The organism is Stenotrophomonas sp. HITSZ_GD (assembly GCF_029543105.1).
In the GTDB taxonomy this organism is placed as follows: Bacteria; Pseudomonadota; Gammaproteobacteria; order Xanthomonadales; family Xanthomonadaceae; genus Stenotrophomonas_A.
This window is the reverse complement of sequence record NZ_JARQXB010000002.1, coordinates 294,590-312,596: the sequence shown is the minus strand read 5'-3', so window position 1 is coordinate 312,596 and position 18,007 is coordinate 294,590. Positions and strand designations below refer to the sequence as shown.

Annotated in this window: 16 protein-coding genes and 4 tRNA genes; 18 read left to right on the top strand and 2 right to left on the bottom strand. The window is 69.7% G+C overall.

Translation table 11 applies throughout. The features are described 5' to 3' along the window. The first annotated feature begins 217 nt into the window (after positions 1–217). Genes P6166_RS03270 through P6166_RS03260 form a run of 3 tightly spaced genes read left to right on the top strand, consistent with a single transcriptional unit; the run spans position 218 to position 3,780 of the window. Positions 218–2,770 carry a DNA internalization-related competence protein ComEC/Rec2 gene (locus tag P6166_RS03270; RefSeq protein WP_277763096.1) on the top strand — a complete coding sequence of 851 codons (2,553 nt, stop codon included), beginning with the start codon at positions 218–220 and terminating at the stop codon, positions 2,768–2,770. Next, positions 2,661–3,341 carry a MotA/TolQ/ExbB proton channel family protein gene (locus tag P6166_RS03265; protein ID WP_277763095.1) on the top strand — a complete coding sequence of 227 codons (681 nt, stop codon included), beginning with the start codon at positions 2,661–2,663 and terminating at the stop codon, positions 3,339–3,341. Before P6166_RS03270 ends, P6166_RS03265 begins: the two co-directional genes overlap by 110 nt. A 4-nt stretch (positions 3,342–3,345) precedes the next feature. After that, a complete protein-coding gene (locus P6166_RS03260) occupies positions 3,346–3,780 on the top strand; it encodes a biopolymer transporter ExbD (protein ID WP_277763094.1) in 435 nt (144 codons plus the stop codon). Positions 3,781–3,834: 54 nt separating this feature from the next. Here the strand turns inward: P6166_RS03260 and P6166_RS03255 are convergent, their stop codons facing one another. Continuing rightward, entirely contained in the window at positions 3,835–4,008 is a 174-nt protein-coding gene (locus P6166_RS03255) for a hypothetical protein (protein WP_277763093.1), read from the bottom strand. 229 nt (positions 4,009–4,237) lie between these two features. On the opposite strand from P6166_RS03255, the gene msbA reads away from it, so the two are divergent. The 12 genes from msbA (at position 4,238) to hemN (ending at position 14,309) form a co-directional block, all read left to right on the top strand. After that, positions 4,238–5,989 (top strand): lipid A export permease/ATP-binding protein MsbA, encoded by a 1,752-nt coding sequence (gene msbA / locus P6166_RS03250; RefSeq protein ID WP_277763092.1) that lies wholly within the window; start codon positions 4,238–4,240, stop codon positions 5,987–5,989. Next, entirely contained in the window at positions 5,986–7,005 is a 1,020-nt protein-coding gene (lpxK, locus tag P6166_RS03245) for a tetraacyldisaccharide 4'-kinase (RefSeq protein ID WP_277763091.1), read from the top strand. Before msbA ends, lpxK begins: the two co-directional genes overlap by 4 nt. Before the next feature lie 39 nt (positions 7,006–7,044). Beyond that, complete coding sequence (gene kdsB, locus P6166_RS03240) at positions 7,045–7,818, top strand: 3-deoxy-manno-octulosonate cytidylyltransferase (RefSeq protein WP_277763090.1); 774 nt, start codon at positions 7,045–7,047, stop codon at positions 7,816–7,818. After that, on the top strand, positions 7,815–8,303 hold the full coding sequence (locus P6166_RS03235) for a low molecular weight protein-tyrosine-phosphatase (RefSeq protein ID WP_277763089.1): 489 nt from the start codon (positions 7,815–7,817) through the stop codon (positions 8,301–8,303). The genes kdsB and P6166_RS03235 overlap by 4 nt, the downstream gene beginning before the upstream one ends. Then, the gene (locus tag P6166_RS03230; protein ID WP_277763088.1) at positions 8,300–9,721 is read left to right on the top strand and encodes a redoxin domain-containing protein; all 1,422 of its coding nucleotides are present in this window, start codon (positions 8,300–8,302) and stop codon (positions 9,719–9,721) included. Before P6166_RS03235 ends, P6166_RS03230 begins: the two co-directional genes overlap by 4 nt. Beyond that, the gene (gene uvrC / locus P6166_RS03225; protein ID WP_277763087.1) at positions 9,718–11,565 is read left to right on the top strand and encodes an excinuclease ABC subunit UvrC; all 1,848 of its coding nucleotides are present in this window, start codon (positions 9,718–9,720) and stop codon (positions 11,563–11,565) included. Before P6166_RS03230 ends, uvrC begins: the two co-directional genes overlap by 4 nt. A 9-nt stretch (positions 11,566–11,574) precedes the next feature. Next, complete coding sequence (pgsA, locus tag P6166_RS03220; RefSeq protein ID WP_277763086.1) at positions 11,575–12,210, top strand: CDP-diacylglycerol--glycerol-3-phosphate 3-phosphatidyltransferase; 636 nt, start codon at positions 11,575–11,577, stop codon at positions 12,208–12,210. Positions 12,211–12,246: 36 nt separating this feature from the next. Beyond that, positions 12,247–12,322, top strand: a tRNA-Gly gene (locus P6166_RS03215). Between the two features lie 75 nt (positions 12,323–12,397). Beyond that, positions 12,398–12,471, top strand: a tRNA-Cys gene (locus tag P6166_RS03210). A gap of 91 nt (positions 12,472–12,562) precedes the next feature. After that, positions 12,563–12,638, top strand: a tRNA-Gly gene (locus P6166_RS03205). Positions 12,639–12,718: 80 nt separating this feature from the next. After that, positions 12,719–12,792 (top strand) — tRNA-Cys (locus P6166_RS03200). Between the two features lie 113 nt (positions 12,793–12,905). Then, positions 12,906–14,309 (top strand): oxygen-independent coproporphyrinogen III oxidase, encoded by a 1,404-nt coding sequence (gene hemN / locus P6166_RS03195; protein ID WP_277763085.1) that lies wholly within the window; start codon positions 12,906–12,908, stop codon positions 14,307–14,309. Positions 14,310–14,327: 18 nt separating this feature from the next. Here hemN and P6166_RS03190 read toward each other — a convergent pair whose 3' ends face one another. After that, positions 14,328–14,570 carry a hypothetical protein gene (locus P6166_RS03190; RefSeq protein WP_277763084.1) on the bottom strand — a complete coding sequence of 81 codons (243 nt, stop codon included), beginning with the start codon at positions 14,568–14,570 and terminating at the stop codon, positions 14,328–14,330. 330 nt (positions 14,571–14,900) lie between these two features. Between P6166_RS03190 and P6166_RS03185 the strand changes: the two genes are divergently transcribed. The 3 genes from P6166_RS03185 (at position 14,901) to P6166_RS03175 (ending at position 17,999) form a co-directional block, all read left to right on the top strand. Next, positions 14,901–15,203: a DNA-binding transcriptional regulator gene (locus P6166_RS03185; protein ID WP_277763083.1), complete on the top strand. Its 303-nt coding sequence runs from the start codon at positions 14,901–14,903 to the stop codon at positions 15,201–15,203. A gap of 649 nt (positions 15,204–15,852) precedes the next feature. Then, complete coding sequence (locus tag P6166_RS03180; RefSeq protein WP_277763082.1) at positions 15,853–16,161, top strand: hypothetical protein; 309 nt, start codon at positions 15,853–15,855, stop codon at positions 16,159–16,161. Positions 16,162–16,706: 545 nt separating this feature from the next. Continuing rightward, positions 16,707–17,999, top strand: a complete 1,293-nt coding sequence (locus tag P6166_RS03175; protein WP_277763081.1) for a nucleotide sugar dehydrogenase — start codon at positions 16,707–16,709, stop codon at positions 17,997–17,999. Positions 18,000–18,007: the final 8 nt, after the last annotated feature.

The window sequence follows — 18,007 nt, the reverse complement described above, 5'->3', positions numbered from 1 at the left end:
ACATGCGGCATGTCCGTGGCCTGACGGGCCACGGCGCGGTTTCCCGCTGCCCGCAAATCGGCGGCCTCACTAACCTTTCTCCCGTGACGTGCCGGCGCCGTCAGCGAGGGCGACGGGCCTGTTCCGCGCAGCCCCCCTGAGGCGCAGTACCGTCGGCCACCGGGTGCCGGCGGCGCCGGCCGTCACACCGTGGGGCGGTGCGTGGGAGGGGAAATGAATGTCGAGCCTGGAAGTGCGGGAGCGCGGGCGCGCGTGGGCATTGCCGTCCAGCGCGTGGGTGGCGCTGCTGGCGGGTACGGTCGCCGCGGCGTGGTCCGGCGTGCCTTGGACGGCGGTACGCATCGCCGGCTGCGCGGCGTTGGCCCTGATCGTGGCGGTGGCCGCGGTACGAACGCCGGCGCTGGCGCCCGTAAGGCGAAATGCACTGATGGCCGTGGCGTTCGGCATGGCCGGCGCCGCGTGGACCGCGGGCCATGCGCTGGCGGTGCTGCGCGCGCAGTGGCCGGCGGCATGGGAAGGGCGGGAGATCGAAGTGCGCGGGCAGGTCCTGGACCTGCCGGTGGTCGATGCGCGTCGCACGCGGTTCCTGCTGCGCGTGGACGAGGCGCAGGCCGCGCCGTCCCTGCTACGGGGGCGGTTGTTGCAACTGGCCTGGTACGACGACTTCGACGCCCTGGCCCCCGGTCCGCGCAGGGCGCTGCGCGCGGGCGCGCACTGGCGGTTGTGGGTGCGCCTGCGTGCGCCGCGCGGCTTGCGCAATCCCGGCGGTGCCGACGCCGAACGGCATGCCGCCGCGCTGCGGCTCGTCGCGACGGGGCAGGTGAGAAGGCCGGCAGAGGCCGATGAACTGCGCGCTCCTCATGGCGTGGACGCATGGCGCGACCGCATGAGCGGGCGCATCGTGGCGGCGGTCGCCGGTCCGGGCGCTCGTTTCATCCAGGCGTTGGCGCTGGGCGATACGCGCGGCCTGGCGGCCGCCGACTGGCAAACGCTGCGCGCCACCGGGTTGACGCACCTGATTGCGATCTCCGGTTTTCATGTGGGCCTAGTCGCGTTGGGCGCGGCGTGGTGCCTGCGGGCCGTGTGGTGGGCGTGGCCGGCGCTGCCACGGCGCTGGCCGCGCGATTCGGCGGCCGCCTGGGCGGCGATGCTCGCCGCGGCCGCGTATGCCGGCATCGCGGGTGGCTCGTTGCCTACGTGGCGCACGGTGTGGATGGTCGCGGTGGTGTGCCTGGCCCGGCTCGCGCGCCGGCGGGTGAGCGCCTTGCACGCTCTGGGGTTGGCGCTGCTGGTCGCCGTGGTGGTGGACCCGTTGTCGCCGTTGCTGCCCGGGTTCTGGCTGAGCTTCGGTGGCGTGGCGTGCCTGGCGGCGCTTATGCCCGCCGGGAGTCACCGCGTGCCGATGCTGCTCACGTTCCTGCGCGCGCAGTGGGTCGCGACGGTGTGCCTGCTGCCGGTGTCCATCGCGTGGTTCGCCGAGGCCTCGTGGGTCGGGCCGCTGGTCAATCTGCTCGCCATCCCGTGGTGGAGCCTGGTCGTCGTACCGCTGGCGCTATCGGGCTTGGCAATGGAAGCGGTGCATACCGGCGCGGGCGGGCTGGCGTGGCGCGCGGCGGAGGCGTGCTTCACCGCGAGCTGGCGCATTTTCTCGCACGCCGGCAGCTGGCCGTTCGCGCGGGCGGGATGGCCCCAGGCCCCTCCCGTCGCTGCCGTGCTGGCGTTGCTCGGCGCGATCTGGTGGCTCATGCCCCGCGGCGTGCCGGGCAAGGCCCTGGCGGTCACGCTGTGGCTGGGCCTCGCCTGGCCGGAGACGCGCCGCCCCCGTGCCGGAGAAGTGGAGCTGGCCGTGCTGGATGTAGGGCAGGGCCTGGCCGTGCTGGTGCGAACACGGGATCACGCACTGCTCTACGACGCCGGGCCGCGGGTGGAAGAGGGCTACGACGCCGGCGAGCGGGTGGTGCTGCCGGCCTTGCGCGCGCTCGGCGTCCGGCGGCTGGATGCGCTGGTCGTCAGCCACGGCGATGGCGACCATGCCGGCGGCGCGGCCGCGGTGCTGGCCGCAGGCGCCGTGGAAGCGCGCTACACGCCGCCCGGCATGCCGTGGCCGGGCACGCGTGCACCCTGCGCACGCGGCGGGCAATGGCAATGGGACGGCGTGGCCTTCCGCTTCCTGCATCCGCCGCCGGGGTTTCCTTACCTGGCCAACGAGTCGAGCTGCGTGTTGCGGGTGCAGGCGGGAAACCGGGTCGCCTTGTTGACGGGGGATATCGGCCAGGTCGTCAAACAACGCCTGCTGCGGCTGGATGCCGCCGACCTGCGCGCCGACCTGGTGGTGGCGCCGCATCACGGCAGTGCGGGCTCTTCCAGCCATCGCTTCATCGGCGCGACCGCTGCGCGGCTGGTGATATTCGCCGCCGGGCACGGCAACCGCTTCGGGCATCCCCGGCCCGGCGTGGTGCGGGCCTGGGCGCGGGCCGGGGCCGAGACGCTGGAGACCGCGCGCAGCGGCGCGATCCGGGTCTGGCTGGGCCGTGACGGGCTGGCCGTGCGTGAACAACGGCGCTGGCAGCCCCGCTGGTGGGACGCGGAGGTACGCCTGCGCGCGACTGCTATCCTATCGCCCAGCAAACAGGCGGCCGATCGCGCCGGAGGATCTGAACGTGTGGGAACTGGTCAAGGCGGGCGGCTGGCCCATGGTGCCCCTGCTGCTGCTGGGGATCCTGGCGCTGGCTATCGTGCTCGAACGCCTGTGGACGCTGCGCCGCAATGAAGTCCTGCCGCCCGGTCTGGGCGAGGAAGTGCGCAACTGGGCCGCGCGCGGCAAGCTGGACCCGTCCCACATCGAATCGCTGCGCCGCAGCTCGCCGCTGGGCGCGCTGCTGGCCGCGGCGCTGGACATGCGGGGCCGTCCGCGCGAGCTGGTGCGCGAGCGTATCGAGGACACCGGTCGTCACATCGTCCACCGCATGGAGCGCTTCCTCAACGCGCTCGGCACCATCGCCTCGGCCGGCCCGCTGCTGGGCCTGCTCGGCACCGTTGTCGGCATGATCCAGATGTTCCTGGGCATCCTCGACCACGGCATCGGCGACGTGAACCAGCTCGCCGGCGGCATCGGCAAGGCGCTGGTGTGCACGGCGACGGGCATGATCATCGCCGTGCCTGCGTTGATCTTCCATCGCTACTTCAAGGGCCGCGTCAACGGCTACGTGATCGAGATGGAGCAGGAAGCGACGCTGCTGCTGGACGCGCTCGATGGCCGCGGCCCGGCCGGCGCCTCGCGCGCGGCCGCCGGCCCGTCGTCGACCGCGACGGCGCGTGCCCCCGCCGTGGCCAAGGGCTGAGCGCGTGCGCATCCGCGACGACCGCGCGCAGGACGAGCCGCATATCGACCTGGTGCCACTGATCGACGTCATCTTGGTGCTGATCATCTTCTTCGTGGTCACCACCACGTTCGATGCGCGCTCCACGTTGCAGCTGCAGCTGCCCAATGCCAGCGACCAGCACAGCGCCGCGCCACCGCGCTCGTTGAGCGTGCTGGTGAATGCGGACGGGCGCTACTTCATCAATGACCGCGAGGTGCTGCGCAGCGACATCGCTTCGCTCAAGCAGGTGATCAGCGAGGTGGCTGGCGACGACCGCGAGCAGACCGTGTTGCTGCGTGCCGATGCGCGCACGCCTTACCAGGCGGTGGTGACGGCGCAAGACGCGCTGGGTCAGCTGGGCTTCCGCAAGCTGGCGATCGCGACGGCGCCGGAGGTCGGGCGCGCGGCGCAGAAGTAAGTGGCAGCATACCCTGCGCGTGCAGGGTATGCCGCGCTACGGCGATGCCAAAAACTAGCGGAACAACGCGTTGTACATGAAGACGCGGCGTGCGGCATTCAGCCATCTGTCGTTGCTGCCGACGCGCAAGATCTCAGCAGTGCTGTCGACACGCGACGTAACGCCTGAGAAATCCGCCTTGCCACCCGAAACTTGCTTTACTTCCTTCTCGCTCAGCGTTCTGATCATCTTCAGTGCTCCATTGATCGCCCTGCATTGGGCCAACTGAGTCTGATAAATGCTGGCGCTGGGTCAACAGATAAACGTATTGTCTGTCGAGATATCCGTATATTCGTTTGATGAATCGCATGATATTTACTGAGCTTCCGCTGCCCATGCCGCTTATCCAGCGCGATCGCACATTTTCCAGCGCGCGCGCACTTGCCGGCGCGAGCCGCCGCCCTCCAGGAGAGCTTTCGTGAGCGCAGCCAAAGCGGCACCGGTTTGGCCGATATACAAGCGCCTGCTAGGCTATTCGCGGCCCTATTCGAGCTGGCTGGGGCTGGCCTTGGCCGGCATGGTGGTGGAAAGCACCGCCGGTTACTTCTTCATGCTGCTGATGAAGCCGTTGATCAACGAAGGCTTCGTGAATCCCGAGCCGCGTGCGGCGGTGATGCTGCCGCTCGCGATCCTGGGCTTGTTCGTGATGCGCAGTCTGGCCACCTTCGTGGGCGACTACTGCATGGCGCGTACCGGCCGCAGCGTGGTGCGCGACCTGCGTGAGCAGGTGCTCGGCAAGTACATGCGCCTGCCGTCCACGCACTTCGACAACGAAGCGACACCGGTGATGGTGAGCCGGCTGAACTTCGATACCGAACAGGTGACCCAGGCCAGCGCCGATGCGCTGAAGACCGTCGTGGCCGACACGCTTACCATCATCTACATGCTGGCCGTGATGGTGCAGATGAGCCTGAAGGTCACCTTCGCCATGCTGCTGGTGGTGCCGCTGATCGGCGTGATCGTGTCCTACGTGGGCAAGCGTTATCGCCGCATCAGCCGCGGCATCCAGGACGGCATGGGCGCGATGGCGCAGACGGCCGAGCAGTCGCTCTCGGCGCAGCAGGAAGTGAAGGTGCACGGCACCCAGCAGCACGAGATCGGGCGCTATCAGGCGCTGGCCAACCGGATGCTGCGGTTGAACATGAAAGTGGAGACCACGCGCGCCACCGCGTCCGCCACCGTGCAGTTCCTGGCGGCGCTGGCGCTGGCCGTGATCGTGTTTGTCGCCACCCGCGAGTCGCTCGCCGGTCGCCTCAACGCGGGCGAGTTCATGGCCCTGATGAGCTCCATGATGGCCATCATCCCCTCCCTGCGCCGCCTCACCAGCGTACAAAGCGCCATTTCCCGCGGCGTGGCCGCCGCCGAGCGCCTGTTCGGCATCCTCGACCTGCCCACCGAGCAGGACACCGGCACCCGCGAGGTGAAGCGCGCCCTTGGCGAGCTGTCCTTCGAACACGTGATGCTGCGCTACCGCCAGGACGACGGCCTGGCGCTGGACGACATCACCTTCCAGGCCAAGCCGGGCACGGTGACGGCCATCGTCGGGCGCTCGGGCAGCGGCAAGACCAGCCTGGTGCGGCTGGTGCCGCGCTTCTACGAACCTACCGGCGGGTGCATCCGGCTGGACGGCGTGCCGCTGGATGAGTACCGGCTGGAAGACCTGCGCCGGCAGATCGCGCTGGTCGGCCAGCGGGTGATGCTGTTCGATGACACCGTGGCGGCCAACATCGCCTACGGCACCGAGGCCAGCGAGGCGCGCATCCGCGCCGCGGCCGAAGCGGCCAACGCCTGGGAGTTCATCGAGCGCCTGCCGCAGCAGCTGCAGACGCCGATCGGCGAGAACGGCGCGCTGCTCTCCGGCGGCCAGCGCCAGCGCTTGGCGATCGCCCGCGCCATCCTGCGCGATGCGCCCATCCTGATCCTCGACGAGGCCACCGCCGCGCTCGACAACGAATCCGAGCGCCTGGTGCAGGACGCGCTGCACCGGCTCATGCCGGACCGCACCACGCTGGTCATCGCCCACCGCCTGTCCACCATCGAGCATGCCGACCAGGTGCTGGTGATGGACCATGGCCGCATCGTCGAGCGCGGTACCCACGCGCAGCTGCTCGCACAGGGCGGGCTGTACGCCCACCTGCACGGCATGCAGTTCCGCGAAAGGCAGGTATGAGCAAACCCCTGAGCAAGACCCCGGCTTACTGGTACGAGGACCTGCCGGTACCCTTCGGCGCACGCGTGCTGGCGCCGCTGTACGGCGCGGTGGTCGGCGTGCGCCGGGCGCTCTACCGGCGCGGCTGGCGGCGCCGCCACCAGGTGCCGGTGCCGGTCGTGGTGGTGGGCAATGTCACCGCCGGCGGCACCGGCAAGACGCCGCTGACCATCGCGCTGGTGGAGAAGCTGCGCGAGGCCGGCTGGAAGCCGGGCGTGGCCAGCCGCGGCTATGGCCGGCAGGATGCGCGCACGCCGCGCTGGATCGAACCGGGCACGCCGGCCGCCCTCGGCGGCGACGAGCCGGTGCTGATCGCGTGGAAGACCGGCGTGCCGGTGCGCGTGGACGCCGACCGCGTTGCCGCCGCCCGCGCGCTGCTGGAAGCCGGCTGCGACATCGTGGTCTGCGACGATGGCCTGCAGCACTACCGGCTGGCGCGCGATGTCGAGATCGAGGTGGTGGACGGCAAGCGCCGCTACGGCAATGGCCGGCTGATTCCCGCCGGCCCGCTGCGCGAGCCCGCCGAGCGTGCCCGCGAGTGCGACTTCCGCATCGTCAACCTGGGCGAGACCCCGCCGGAGGACGCGGCGATGGCGCCGGGCTTCGGCGAATGGCAGATGCGCCTGCGCCTGGACGAGGCGCAGCCGCTGCGGGGCGGCCGCGCGCGGTCGCTGGCGGTCTTCGCCGGGCAGCGCGTGCATGCGGTGGCGGGTATCGCGCATCCGGAGCGCTTCTTCTCGATGCTGCGCGCGCGCGGCATCGGCGTGGTGCCGCACGCCTTCGCCGACCATCACCGCTATGTGGCCGCGGACTTCGGCTTCGGCAGCCAGTTGCCGGTGCTGATGACCGAGAAGGACGCGGTGAAATGCCGCGACTTCGCCGACGAGTGGATGTTCAGCGTGCCGCTGCAGGCCGACCTGCCGGCCGCGTTCTGGGTCGCCTTGCTGGACCGGCTGGGCAAGCTGCGTCGCGGTTGAACCTTTCTTTTTCCTCCTGCCGTCCCCACGGTGCATGACATGACTGCCGAACTGCCTTCCTTCGTCGTCGCCGTGCCGGCGCGCTATGCGGCCACCCGCCTGCCGGGCAAGCCGCTGCGGCTGCTGGGTGGCGAGCCGCTGGTGCGGCGGGTCGCCGAGCGGGCCCTGCAGGCCGGCGCCCGCGAGGTCTGGGTCGCCACCGACGACGCGCGCGTCTCCGCCGCGGTCGAAGGGCTGGCGGGGGTGCATGTCGCGATGACCTCGCCCGACCACGCCTCCGGCACCGACCGCCTGGCCGAATGTGCCCGCCAGGCGGGTTGGTCGGACGACACGCTCGTGGTGAACCTGCAGGGCGACGAGCCGTTCGCCCCGGCCGCGGGCATCCGCGAGGTCGCGCGCCTGCTGGCGTCGGGCCGGGCGCACATGTCCACGCTTGCGACGCCGGTCACCGAGGCGCACGAACTGTTCGATCCCAACGTGGTCAAGCTGGTGCGCGACGACACCGGCCACGCGCTGTATTTCAGCCGCGCGCCGATCCCCTGGCACCGCGACGCCTTCGCCGCCGCGCGCGACGTGCTGCCACCGGGCGAGTGGCTGCGGCACATCGGCATCTACGGCTACCGCGCCGGCTTTTTGCAGCAGTTCGCGGCGATGCCGCCGGGACGGCTGGAGCGGGTGGAATCGCTGGAGCAGTTGCGCGTGCTGGAGGCCGGCCACCGCATCGCGGTGGCGCTGACGCCCGAGCAGTTCCCGCCGGGCATCGATACGCCCGAGGACCTGCTGCGCGCGCAGGCACGCTGGGACGCTGCATGAGGTTGCTGGTGCTGTGCCTGGGCAACATCTGCCGCTCGCCGATGGGCGAGGGCGCCCTGCGCGCGCGGCTGGACGCCTCGCCGCTGGCCGGCGCAGTGGAGGTCGATTCGGCCGGCACCGGCGGTTGGCATGCCGGCGAGCCGCCGGACCGGCAGGCGATCCGCTGCGCCGCCGGGCACGGCGTGGATATCTCCGGCCTGCGCGCGCGCCAGCTGCGTCCGGCCGATTTCCAGGCCTTCGACTGGATCCTCTGCGCCGACGCGTCCAACCTGCGCGATGCCCAGGCGCGGGCGCCGGCGCATGCCCGCGACCGGGTGGTGCTGTGGCTGCCGTGGGCCGGAATCGAGGACGCCTCGGAGGTGCCTGATCCCTACACCGGCGGAACGGAAGAGTTCGAGGCCGCCTGGGCGCTGGTCGACCGCGCGGCGCGGGCCACGGTGCAGCGCCTTACGCATGCGTCCGCTTTGGGCATAATCGACCGATGAGCGTGCCGAATCTTCAGGAATTCCCCGAATTCCCCACCTGGCTCAACGCCCGGCCGTCCACCCTGCAGGAACACCGCGGGCGGGCGCTGGTGCTGGCGTTCGTCAACGCCGGCTCGGAGTGGTGTGCCCAGCGGCTGGCCGAACTGTCGCAGTGGCAGGCGCGCAATCCCGGGCGCTTGCAGCTGATCGTGGTGCAGGTGCCGCGCTTCGACAGCGAGCGAGAGCCGGAGCGCGCGCTCAAGCTGCTGCGCCAGCATGGGGTGCAGGCCCCGATCCTGCTGGACCGCGAGTGGGAAACCTGGCGCCGCTTCGGCGTGGCGTCCTGGCCCACCGTGGTGCTGATCGACGCCCAGGGCCGCGAGCGCCAGCGGGTGGTCGGCCTTGGCGGCGAGCTGGAACGCGAGCTGCAGGCGCTGTGCGAGGGGCAGCCGATGCCCAGCGACGAGGACCTGCGCGTACCGCCCGAGCGCCATCCCGAGCCGCGGCTGACCCTGCGTTTCCCGACCGGGCTGGCGGCCAGTGCCGACCGCCTGTTCATCGCCGACAGCGGCCACCATCGCGTCCTCGAGTGCAACCACGCCGGGCGCGTGCTGCGCCAGTTCGGCCTGGGCACGGCCGATTTCATGGATGGAGGCCTTGGCGAGGCGGCTTTCCGCCGCCCGCGCGGCCTGGCCCTGGCGCGCGAGGCGCTGTACGTGGCCGATGCCGGCAACCATGCGCTGCGCCGGGTCCATCTCTCCAGCGGCCGGGTCGATACGCTGTGCGGCAACGGCCGCGCCGGCGAGCCGGTCGAAGGCGTGGTGGGCGAGGCGACGCAGGTATCGCTGGACAGCCCGCAGGGCGTGACCGTGGCCGGCAACGAACTGCTGGTGGCGATGGCCGGCGACAACCGGATCTGGGGTTACGACCTGGGCCGCGGCGAACTGCGCTGGCGCGCCGGTGCCGGCGCGCTGGACGAGCGCGACGGTAGCGGCCACCTGGCCGCGTTCGCGCAGCCCACCGCCGTGGTGGCGGTGCAGCAGACCCTCTACGTGTGCGACGCGCTCGGCTCGGCCATCCGCTCCATGCAACTGCGCGGCGATCTGGTGCAGACGCTGGTCGGCGGGCAGGGGCCGTGGGAGTTCGGCGATGCCGACGGCCCGCGGCACCTGGCGCGCCTGCAATTCCCGCAAGCCATCGCGATGGACCCCGCCGGCGCGCCCGTGCTGTGGATCGCCGACAGCGGCAATGGCAGCCTGCGCAGCCTGCGTTTGGGCGGCGGCGAGCTGGCCACGGTCAAGCTGCCGCGCCGCCTGCACGGCCCGGCCGGGCTGGCGGTGGCCGCCGGCAGCGTGTGGATCGCCGAGACCGATGCCCACGCCGTGCTGCGTTACGACATCGCCAGCGGCGAATTGAGCGAGTTCACGATCCAGGAATGAAAGCCAGGCCGCCCGCCGGATTCGATGGCAAGGCATTCGCTGCGCAGCTGAGTACCGCCCCCGGCGTGTACCGCATGTATGCCGCGGACGACACGCTGCTGTACGTTGGCAAGGCCGGCGCGCTGCGCAAGCGCGTGGGCAGCTATTTCAACGGCTCGCCGAAGAATGCGCGCACGATGTCCATGCTCTCGCAGGTGGCGCGCATGGACGTGACCGTGACCCGCACCGAGGCCGAAGCGCTGCTGCTGGAAAACCAGCTGATCAAGTCGCTGACGCCGCGCTACAACGTCTCGCTGCGTGACGACAAGAGCTACCCCTACGTGCTGCTCACCCGCGAGGACTGGCCGCGCATCGGCCTGCACCGCGGCCCACGCGCGATCCCGGGGCGCTATTTCGGGCCGTATGCCAGCGTGTACGCCGTGCGCGAGACGCTGAACCTGATGCACAAGCTGTTCCGCCTGCGCAGCTGCGAGGACAGCGTGTTCCGCAACCGCTCCCGGCCCTGCCTGCAATACCAGATCGGCCGATGCAGTGCGCCGTGCGTGGAATTGGTGAGCGCGCAGGATTACGCCGAATCGGTGCACCGCGCCACGCTGTTCCTCGAAGGCAAGAGCGACCAGCTCGGCGAAGAGCTGATGCAGGAAATGCAGACCGCCAGCGAACAGCTGCAGTTCGAGCGCGCCGCGCGCCTGCGCGATTTGCTGTCCTCGCTGCGCAGCCTGCAGAACCGGCAGTTCGTGGAGGGCCGCGCCGCCGACCTGGACGTGCTTGCCTGCGCCACCCAGGGCGCCAACGCCTGCGTGCTGCTGCTGGCCTTTCGCGATGGCCGCAACCTGGGCACGCGCGCGTTCTTTCCCAAGACCAATGGCGAAGACAGCGCCGACGAGATCCTGGCCGCCTTCGTCTCGCAGTACTACATCGAGCACACGCCGCCGCGCGAGATCCTGCTGGACCGCGAGATTCCCGAGGCCGAGCTGATCGAGCACGCGCTTACCGCCTCGGCCGAGCGCAAGGTCGCGCTGAAGTGGAACGTGCGCGGCGAGCGCGCCGGCTACGTCGAGCTGGCCGCGCGCAACGCACAGCAGACGCTGGCCTCGGAGATGACCAGCCAGAGCGCGCAGCACGCGCGCAGCGAGGCGCTGCGCGAGATGCTGGACCTGGCCGAGCCAGTGAAGCGGGTGGAGTGCTTCGACATCAGCCACACCCTGGGCGAGGCGACGGTGGCCTCGTGCGTGGTGTTCGATGCCGCCGGGCCCGTGCGCGGGCAATATCGCCGCTTCAATATCGCCGGCATCGCGCCGGGCGACGACTACGCGGCGATGCGCCAGGCGCTGGAACGGCGTTTTCGCCGCGCGGTGGAGGAGGGCGGCGTGCTGCCCGAGGTGCTGCTGATCGACGGCGGCGCCGGCCAGCTGGCGCAGGCGCAGGCGGTGATGGCCGAGCTGGGCATCGACCGCGTGGCGCTGGTGGGCGTGGCCAAGGGCGAGGAACGTCGCGCCGGGCACGAAACCCTGGTGTTGCCCGATGGCCGCGAACTGCGGCCGGGCGCCGCCTCGCCCGCATTGCAGTTCATCCAGCAGGTGCGCGACGAAGCGCACCGTTTTGCCATCACCGGCCACCGCGGCCGCCGCCAGAAGGCGCGCATGACCAGCAAGCTGGAGGACATCCCGGGCATCGGCCCGCGGCGTCGCGCCAACCTGCTCAAACATTTCGGCGGATTGGCCGGGCTCAAGGCCGCCGGCGAGGCGGAGATCGCGCGGGTGGAAGGCGTGAACGCCGCCCTGGCCGCCCGAATCTACGCTAACCTGCACGGGCTGCCGCTGCCCGACGCGAACGGCGAATAGAGAAGCACGATGAAGTTGACCATCCCCACCTGGCTGACGCTGCTGCGGATCGTGATGATCCCGGTGCTGGTCGTGGTGTTCTACCTGCCGTATTCGTGGACCAACTTCGCGTCGGCGGCGATCTTCGGCCTGGCGGCGATCACCGACTGGCTCGATGGCTGGATCGCGCGCCGCTACCACCAGTATTCGGCGTTCGGTGCGTTCCTCGACCCGGTGGCCGACAAGCTGATGGTCGCCGTGGCGCTGTTCCTGATCGTGCAGGGCCATCCCACGCCGTGGATGGCGTTCTGGGCCGCGGTGATCGTCGGCCGCGAGATCGCCGTGTCCGCGCTGCGCGAATGGATGGCCGAACTCGGCCAGCGCGCCAAGGTGCGCGTGGCGATGATCGGCAAGGTCAAGACCACCGCGCAGATGGTCGCCCTGCTGTGCTTGCTGTATTCCGTGCAGCCCGGCCAGGCGGCCGCGGGCGAGGGCATGTGGATGGGCCGTTTCGTCTTCCACGTGGGCGACTGGACGCTGGCGATCGCGGCGATCCTCACGCTGTGGTCGGGCCTGCAGTACCTGCATGCGGCTTGGCCGAGCCTGCGCGAAGACGAAAAAGCGGCGCTGCGGCAGAACCCGAAAAAAGTCGAATCCAATAGTTGACACATGGTCGGTTCGCTGTAGAATTTCGCCTCCCAAGCGGGAATAGCTCAGTTGGTAGAGCGCAACCTTGCCAAGGTTGAGGTCGCGAGTTCGAGTCTCGTTTCCCGCTCCAGTTTCGGACCAGGCCCCGTTCGCGGGGCCTTGTCATTCCAGGCCGCAGCGATGCCGCCGGGAACAGGAAATGCGGGGCCTGGTGGCAGATCGGTTATGCACCGGATTGCAAATCCGTAGAGATGGGTTCGACTCCCGTCCAGGCCTCCAAATCGCGTTCGCCGCCGGCGCTGCCGATGGAAGAAGCGATGCAACGAAGGGTTGGCACGCACGTGAAGACCCTGTACAATGCGCAGCTCACGCGGGAATAGCTCAGTTGGTAGAGCGCAACCTTGCCAAGGTTGAGGTCGCGAGTTCGAGTCTCGTTTCCCGCTCCAGTTTCAGACAAGGCCCCGCTTGCGGGGCCTTGTGTTATCAGTCACCCGCCGGGCTTTTTCGGCTAGACTGGCAACCCACCGGCCTGGTGGCAGAGTGGTTATGCAGCGGACTGCAAATCCGCGTACGCCGGTTCAATTCCGACCCAGGCCTCCATACAGAACCCGCCCGCGGCGGGTTTTGTCGTTTCAGGGGTGCGCGATCCACCCGCAGCGGGCATTTGATCCTGATCAAGGACGGCACGGGTATAACCGGCGATGCTGCACGCCATGCAGACGACCGCCCAAGCCCACGTCATTCCCCGCTGGCACTTCGATGCGGAGTTGCTGCGTCGCTACGACCGCCCCGGCCCGCGCTACACGTCCTATCCCACCGCGCCGCAGTTCCATGACGGCTTCGGCTGGCCGCAATTGCGCGAAGCGATCGAACAGGCGCCGGCCGGCCCGCTGTCGTTGTACATCCACGTGCCGTTCTGCAGCAGCCCGTGCTTCTACTGCGGCTGCAACCGCGTCATCACCCGCGATCGCAGCCGCGGCGTGGCGTATGTGGCGCGCGTGCTGCGCGAGGCCAGCCTGATCGCGCCGCTGATGGCCGGCAAGCGCGAAGTCGTGCAGCTGCATTTCGGTGGCGGAACGCCGAACTTCCTCAGTCCCGACCTCATCGGCGAGCTGTTGCGCGGCCTGCGGCACCACTTCCATTTCAGCACCGAGGCCTCGCGCGATTTCTCCATCGAGCTGGACCCGCGCACGCTTGCGCCCGCCGAACTGGGCGATCTGGCACAACTGGGCTTCACGCGCGCCAGCCTCGGCGTGCAGGACTTCGATCCGCGCGTGCAGAAGGCCATCAACCGAGTACAGAATGCGCGCGAAACGCTGGCGTTGATCGCGGCGTGCCGCACGCATGGGCTGCGCTCGGTCAACGTGGACCTGGTCTACGGGCTGCCGAAGCAGACGCTGGCCGGCTTCGGCGACACGCTCGACCGCGTGCTCGAAGCCCGCCCGAACCGCTTCGCCATCTACGGCTACGCACACCTGCCCTCGATGTTCCGCGCACAGCGCCGCATCCACGATGCGGACCTGCCCGATGCCGAGAACCGGCTGGCACTGCTCGGCCTGGCCGTGGAGCGGCTCACCGCCGCCGGCTATCAGTACATCGGCATGGACCACTTCGCCCTGCCGGACGACGAACTGGCGCGCGCGCAACGCGAGGGCGGCCTGCACCGCAACTTCATGGGCTACACCACGCACGCGGCCACCGACCTGCTCGGCCTGGGCGTGAGCGCGATCAGCCGCGTCGGCGGCGCGTATGCGCAGAACCCGCGCGAACTGCCGGCTTGGGAAGCGGCCATCGACCAAGGCCGCGTGCCGGTCTGGCGCGGGCTGGCGATGTCGCGCGACGACGTGATCCGCGGCGAGCTGATCCAGGCGCTGATGTGCCAGGGCGAGGTGGACACGCGCGAGGTCGGCGCGCGCCATGGCATCGACTTCGCGCAGTACTTCGCCGAAGAGCTGCGTGCCCTGGACACCTTGCGCGCCGACGGCTTGGTGGAGGCCGACGCGGGTCGCGTGCGCGCGACCGAGCGCGGCCGCCCGCTGTTGCGCCTGATCGCGATGTGCTTCGACCGCTACCTGCGCCAGCCGCGCGCGGCTGGCGGCTTCTCCAAGGCGATCTGAGCCGTGGCCATCAGACGCTCAACGGGGCGAATGCGCGCGCTGGCGGGCAATGGATGCCAGCGTCTCGGACCACTCGGACAGTTCCTGCTGGAATTTTTGCCGGTAGGCGGCGGCCGCCTCGGGAATTTCGAAGCCGCTGTCGCTCGCGTCGGGCATGCGCCGGTTCCAGGCCTCCAGCACGGCGGCCGGATCCGGGTGCGCTTCGAGCAGCGCGCCGGTGACCCAGGTCACCGCATCCAGGCGGGCGGAAAGGGCGGACATGGCGTTGACCAGCGACGTCACTTGCGATGAGTCCATGGGATACCCGGTGTGGCAGTGAAAGGGGGCGCGTCCATTCCCCGCGCGAGGCTGTCCGGCAAAGGCAGGACGGGACGCGAGGGGGTGCGGCGCGCGGGCCCCGAGGGTCGGGGCCTGGCTTCCCTGCGCACGTGCCGGAGATCCGTAGGGCCGACTGTACCCGATCGCGGATGACGCGCATGGCAAGGCACAAGACAAGGGGGAGGGCAGGCCGCGGGGCCGGGCCATTCGTCCTGGAACGGATCGTGGGCGGGCGCCCGCGGTCGAGCAAAGGCATTTCAACCGAGGTGGAAGATGAGCACGATGACGCAATCGCTGCGGGGCGACCTGGCGGCGCTGTATGAAGCCGGGGCGATCGACAAGGTCACCATGCGTGAGTTCGGGGCGGTGTGTCCGCCACCGGTGCGCGACTTCAGCGCCGCCGACATCAAGCGGCTGCGCGAAGGGCTGCGTTTCAGCCAGCCGGTGTTCGCGCATCACTTGCATACCACGGCTTCGACGGTGCGCAAGTGGGAGCAGGGCGAGACGCGGCCGGCCGGCCCAGCGCTGAAACTGCTCAACGTGATTGCCGACAAGGGATTGAAGGCGATCCTGTGAGCGCGGACCGCGCCGCGCCGTTCCCGTTTGGGAGTGGCCGTGCGGTAGGATCGTCCGGGAGGGAATTCCGCGGGTGGGAAGGGCGATCCAGCCAGAGGGACACGTGGCGTGGCAGAAAGAATGGGAGCGGCGGTGCGTATCGGGTGGCGGGACAACGTGCGCGATGCGGCGCCGTTCATGGCCGTTCTTGCGTGCGCCGGTCTAGGGACCGCCTGCTCTGCGTTCGGGGAGTCTGCATTCCGTGTCAGTGGACTAATCGTGGATGAAAGTGGGCGCGAGGTTGACGGATGTCAGATGAAGACCTCATTCCAGGACGGAGGTGGCGCATATGTCCAGGAAGTAGGGGGCAGATTCACGACTACCGTGGTCGTCGAGACGGGCAATCATCGGATCACGTTGGGCATAGTCTGCTCCGGCACACTAACCTTCGGGCCTGCTGTCTACGAGATTAGAGGCAACGAGCGCTACGAGAGGCCAATTGAACTGGGCAAGGTCGTCGTCCGGTCTGGAGCGTCGGGCCAGTAGAAGACGGGGCGAAGTGGCCGAGTAATCGTCGTGATTTCATGTCCCGGACGGGCTTGCACCCTATGCGAGGCTTGCCTGTCCCATGCGACCGGTTGGCCGCACACGCTCACGGAGGGCACATCGAATGCAGTGGTTCCTTCCCATCCTGATCTCGCTGTCGGCGGTGCATGTGCTGGCGATTATCCTTGGCGGCCGCCGGCGCAGTTGGACCGAGGGCATGGCGATGGCTTCAGGCATCTTGGGTCTGTTGAGTATCCCGGCAGCCCTTCTGGCCATCGCGGCTAGCCTCTGCATTGCCGGCGGGTGCAATCGGCGGGGTACGTCGCCGGATGTCATCGCCGTGGCGATCACGCTGGCTCTGGGGGTGAGCTCGGCCATCCTGGCAGTGGCGCTCAGCCTGCGCTGGTTACGCGCCAGGATGGCTCAGCGCTAGGCCGCAATCGGGGGATCCGTCGGGACCCCACGACATAAAACCCGCAGGTTCGCGGGTTTGGGTGTAAAGCAGGGGGCGATGAAGCCTCCCCACTCTGGTTTGGTGCCCGAGGCCGGACTCGAACCGGCATGCCTTTCGGCGAGGGATTTTCTTCCCACTTCGGCTTTCGCCGCCGGCACGCGGGGCGCCGTTCGTGGTCTGGAGCACGCCTTCACCGTAGCCCTGCGGCCGTAGGTGCCCGCCGTCTGCTCTCTACACCTTCCCGGCCTGGGCCGGGCTTGGCTCGGCGTTGGCGCGGACGCAAGGCGTCCAGGGCGTTCGCCGACTTTGACGGGTGCCACTTCGGGCGTTTCCCCCCGAAGGCTCAAATTGTCCAAGTCCCTTGTGTCTACCCGTTTCACCACTCGGGCGCGGTGCGGTACGCCGGTCATCGCCGGCGACGATAGGGTGCCTGATCGCGCGCGGCTTGTGAATCACGGGCGCTGGGTTATGCTGCCGGCCGCGCGCCATGCCTGCGCAGGGCGCCTGTCCCACGAAGGAATTGCATGCCCGCAGCCGCACTGCCTGATCCCGCCACCGCGCGCATCGCCATCATCGGCCTGGGATATGTCGGCCTGCCGTTGGCGGTCGCGCTCGGCGGCCACCGCGACATCCTGGGCTTTGACATCGATGCGCAGCGCATCGCGCGCCTGCGCGCGGGCGAGGACACCACGCTGGAAGTGGAAGCCGGCGAACTGGCGCAGGCCCGGCAGCTGCGCTACAGCGCCGACCCGGCCGACCTGGCCGCCGCCCAGGTGTTCATCGTCACCGTGCCCACGCCCATCGACGAGGCCGAGCAACCCGACCTGGGGCCGCTGCGCTCGGCCACCGCGCTGATCGCCGCCGCGCTCAAGCCGGGCGACCTGGTGATCTACGAATCCACCGTCTACCCCGGCACCACGGAGGAAGTCTGCGTGCCGCTGCTGGAGGCCGGCTCGGGCCTGCGCTTCAACGTGGATTTCCACTGCGGTTACAGCCCGGAGCGGATCAATCCCGGCGACCGCCAGCGGCGCCTGGCCGATATCCGCAAGGTCACGTCCGGCTCCACGCCCGAGGCGGCCGAGGTGGTGGATGCGCTGTACCGTTCCATCATCACCGCCGGCACCTGGCGCGCGCCGTCGATCCGCGTGGCCGAGGCCGCCAAGGTGGTGGAGAACATCCAACGCGACGTCAACATCGCACTGGTCAACGAACTGGCGCTGATCTTCGACCGCCTCGGCATCGACACCCTCGACGTGCTCGAAGCGGCCGGCACCAAGTGGAATTTCCTGCCGTTCCGCCCGGGGCTGGTGGGCGGCCACTGCATCGGCGTGGACCCTTACTACCTGCTGCACAAGTCCGAGAGCGTGGGCTACCACCCGGATCTCATCCACACCGCGCGGCAGGTCAACAACCGCGTCGAGCAGCACGTGTCCTCGCGCGTGGCCGCGCTGCTGGGCGCGCAGGGCCGGCCGATCGCCGACGCGCGCGTGCTGGTGCTGGGCGTGACCTTCAAGGAGAACTGCCCGGACCTGCGCAACAGCCGCGCGCTGGAGCTGGTGCGCGGGCTGCAGGCGCTGGGCGCGAAGGTCGATGCCTGCGATCCGTGGGCCGATCCGCGCGAGGCGCTGGCGCATGCCGGCGTAGCGCTGTGCGCCGCGCCCCAGGCTGGGCAGTACGACGCCGTCGTGCTGGCGGTCGCGCATGCGCAGTACCGCGGCTACAGTGCGCAGGACGTGGCCGCGCTCGGCCGCCCCGGCGCGGTGGTGTACGACGTCAAGTCGGCCTGGCCCCGCGAGGCGGTCACCGACCGGCTGTAGTGCCCGGC

What these genes read in the sequence shown, in the direction of transcription:
- P6166_RS03270 (WP_277763096.1), top strand. Translation starts at nt 218, where the DNA reads ATGTCGAGCCTGGAAGTGCGGGAGCGCGGGCGCGCGTGGGCATTGCCG.
- P6166_RS03255 (WP_277763093.1), bottom strand. Translation starts at nt 4,008, where the DNA reads ATGATCAGAACGCTGAGCGAGAAGGAAGTAAAGCAAGTTTCGGGTGGC.
- lpxK (WP_277763091.1), top strand. Translation starts at nt 5,986, where the DNA reads ATGAGCAAACCCCTGAGCAAGACCCCGGCTTACTGGTACGAGGACCTG.
- kdsB (WP_277763090.1), top strand. Translation starts at nt 7,045, where the DNA reads ATGACTGCCGAACTGCCTTCCTTCGTCGTCGCCGTGCCGGCGCGCTAT.
- P6166_RS03235 (WP_277763089.1), top strand. Translation starts at nt 7,815, where the DNA reads ATGAGGTTGCTGGTGCTGTGCCTGGGCAACATCTGCCGCTCGCCGATG.
- P6166_RS03230 (WP_277763088.1), top strand. Translation starts at nt 8,300, where the DNA reads ATGAGCGTGCCGAATCTTCAGGAATTCCCCGAATTCCCCACCTGGCTC.
- uvrC (WP_277763087.1), top strand. Translation starts at nt 9,718, where the DNA reads ATGAAAGCCAGGCCGCCCGCCGGATTCGATGGCAAGGCATTCGCTGCG.
- pgsA (WP_277763086.1), top strand. Translation starts at nt 11,575, where the DNA reads ATGAAGTTGACCATCCCCACCTGGCTGACGCTGCTGCGGATCGTGATG.
- hemN (WP_277763085.1), top strand. Translation starts at nt 12,906, where the DNA reads ATGCAGACGACCGCCCAAGCCCACGTCATTCCCCGCTGGCACTTCGAT.
- P6166_RS03190 (WP_277763084.1), bottom strand. Translation starts at nt 14,570, where the DNA reads ATGTCCGCCCTTTCCGCCCGCCTGGATGCGGTGACCTGGGTCACCGGC.
- P6166_RS03185 (WP_277763083.1), top strand. Translation starts at nt 14,901, where the DNA reads ATGAGCACGATGACGCAATCGCTGCGGGGCGACCTGGCGGCGCTGTAT.
- P6166_RS03180 (WP_277763082.1), top strand. Translation starts at nt 15,853, where the DNA reads ATGCAGTGGTTCCTTCCCATCCTGATCTCGCTGTCGGCGGTGCATGTG.
- P6166_RS03175 (WP_277763081.1), top strand. Translation starts at nt 16,707, where the DNA reads ATGCCCGCAGCCGCACTGCCTGATCCCGCCACCGCGCGCATCGCCATC.